The 2,632-nt window shown below is 36.6% G+C and carries 3 protein-coding genes; 1 reads left to right on the top strand and 2 read right to left on the bottom strand.

Annotated features, from left to right (window positions below; all coding sequences use genetic code 11):
* Nucleotides 1–131: 131 nt before the first annotated feature.
* Both U9O96_01205 and U9O96_01200 read right to left on the bottom strand, forming a co-directional pair.
* Complete coding sequence (locus U9O96_01205; GenBank protein ID MEA2053727.1) at nucleotides 132–473, bottom strand: Ig-like domain-containing protein; 342 nt, start codon at nucleotides 471–473, stop codon at nucleotides 132–134.
* Nucleotides 474–585: 112 nt separating this feature from the next.
* Nucleotides 586–2,019 (bottom strand): transposase, encoded by a 1,434-nt coding sequence (locus U9O96_01200; GenBank protein ID MEA2053726.1) that lies wholly within the window; start codon nucleotides 2,017–2,019, stop codon nucleotides 586–588.
* Between the two features lie 282 nt (nucleotides 2,020–2,301).
* On the opposite strand from U9O96_01200, the gene U9O96_01195 reads away from it, so the two are divergent.
* Nucleotides 2,302–2,604, top strand: coding sequence for a hypothetical protein (locus tag U9O96_01195; protein ID MEA2053725.1), 303 nt, complete (start codon nucleotides 2,302–2,304; stop codon nucleotides 2,602–2,604).
* Nucleotides 2,605–2,632 lie beyond the last annotated feature (28 nt).

The raw sequence follows: 2,632 nt of genomic DNA, 5'->3' as shown, positions 1-2,632 counted from the left end.
CGAGATTTTTCACGCATTCAACGTGATGTGTTGGATAATAGTGATTTTTCTTGTCCCATAGAGACCATGGAAATGATTTCAGCATATATCGAAAAAGAACTTAATTCAAATTGAAGGTGTATTTAAGGCAGTCAGATATTAAATATCCAGACTTCCTGTTCAGCATCGGCAGTATTGCCTGCAGTATCGTAAGCGATCGCCTTTATCTCATGCTTACCTACGGCATTTTCATCCCAAAGCCATTCATATGGGCTTTCAATGTCCGTATGTTTTAAAATATTATCAATGTAAAATTCTACCTTTGCGATGCCAGATTGTTCATCATTTGCATGGGCCTGAATCGTTATTTCTCCAATAATTAATGGGAAAGCATTAGGTAGTATTTTTCTGTTGAAAATATAAATACTATTTTCTGGTTTAACAATATCAACGGTTGGTGGCTCATTATCGCCATTGCTAACATTTACAGTCAAGTACAAGTCATCATAGATGTCTGTATCATTTTGGGAACTGTAACTCCGCAGTTTGAGCCATAGGTTTTCCTTACAATTTAAATGATCGCTCGTGATGTTTGGGTAAATGTGGTTATTCCACTGTAAATATTTCCGGGAACAATTTCATTATTTTACCTGCCCGTTTTGGGATCTTTGCATAATATTCCTTTCCACTTCTCTCTACTATCTTTTCTACCTTAGAAAGTTCAAATAAAACTTCTTCAACAGATATTTTACTTGTGAGTTCTTTCTCTCTTAAGCGCTTCAATATACTGAAATAACCCCTCAGTGCGATAAATGATATGAAATAATACCCTCTAACGCTCTCTTCACTCCTGAGATATGTTTTGTCAGAATCCACCGCATTGTTTAAAGCATCAAATGCCAGTTCCACATCTTCTCGTCCTTTGTATAGATCATAGATTACCTTCCCACTTCTATCAAAATCTGAAAGTATGCCCATTATCCCAGCCAGTTTTCGTTTCTCTTCAAATTCTTTAAGGGTGATTTCTCCTTTTTCTACATGCTTGAGAAGAGCTGTTTCTTGTTCTCCTCTAACCTTTGGGTCGTCAAAGAAGTATGTATACCCATACTCTGACTTTTTCTTACTCCAAAGGACAGGTCTATTCCTATAAACGAACGGACCATTCCACCGTGCCCATCTAAGATCCATATATTTCGAATCCTTTTTTAAGGGTATAATATAGTGGGTATTATCTTTCTTTAATTCGTCTAATAAGGTATAATCCGTAAACCCTCTATCAAATATATATCCCATATCTGTTTTTGGGAATCTTTTTCGGAAATCTCTGATAATCTTAGTTTCCTTCATAGAACCGGGAAATATTTCGATCCCAATTGGTAATTGAGTTATTGAAGAAAAAGCCATTGTAACGCCTATCTGGTTCAGGTATAGACGTTTGTTATTATACCCTTTTTCAGCTATTTTGATATTCTCTGAATACGTGAATATTCGGCTTAAATCGTAGAGGACAATATCTCCATCGAAAGTAAGTTGTGAAAATAATTCGTACCAGGAAGAAACATCGGTGCCAATATCTTTCAAAACGGAGGATATGTGTTTAGGCGAGAGGCTTACAGCTTTTTCTCTAGATAGGTATAATTTTTCCCATCCAGATGCTAATAATCTCAGAGGCTTTGAATCTATTAATTTTATTATTGCATAGGCGATTATTTCTTGGTTGTATGGAGTCAATTCTTCAAGAATTACTTCAACGTCCTTCAGGAAATGATAAGCAGTTGTGCCATTACCGTACTGAAATATCTCTCTGTTTGTTCCACGAATGGCATTTCTGGGAATCTTCTTTTTGAATTTTCCATCGGTAGAAATTACGCCGAGGTGCTCAGCAATTTTTCTAGTTTTTTTCTTTTTCTTATCCCATACACTGGTGGCGTGTCTAACGCACCAACTTCCATTTGAGAATTGTAATTGAATATATCCCGGATATTCCTCCCGGAGCCTTCCGAATGTATTCGCAACCTCAGTAGGTGGTATCTTTTTCATATGGCATGGTGAATAACATCCATACCGTATAAATTTATCGGTTGTTTTAGCATATTCTCTATCACTTGTAAAATTTCGTTTCATGGGAAAGAAGAAGTGTGACTAACGAATCCATGAAGTATACATTAGACAGCGGCTCAATGACAAAATCGAAAAACCGATGCGTTCATATGGTATAAAACGAAGAGTTACGGATTTTTAATTACGTCAGTAGATAACCAGCAAAATTTTTAGAAAAATTTGAATGCTTCCCACGGTTTAGGAAACCGTAGGGATGGGACAATGAAAGCAAAATTAGTCAATCGATTTACCAAATCGGTTGTTGTAAAAAAACGGAAGAATGAGATAGGTCCAAAACCAATAACCGCCACATTAGTAACTGCAGCTCTGTCTCTTTCATTCGTCAACGAGGCATGTAAATCCACAGGCGAAGTGAGTAAAAGCCAGGTAATTTACAGAAAACTAGAAGGGAAATCCAGAGAGATAATACAGGAATACTTTCGAGAAAATACAATTCGTTTTCTGGGATTAGTTAAAATTTGCAGTAGAAATCGTCATTTTCTGATTTCCTTTGATACTAGTTAACTACTCCGGGCTGAAGCCCGAAGCGTAT

This window comes from Candidatus Thermoplasmatota archaeon (assembly GCA_034660695.1).
Lineage (GTDB): Archaea > Thermoplasmatota > E2 > UBA202 > DSCA01 > JAYEJS01.
This window is presented reverse-complemented; position numbering and strand designations above follow the sequence as displayed.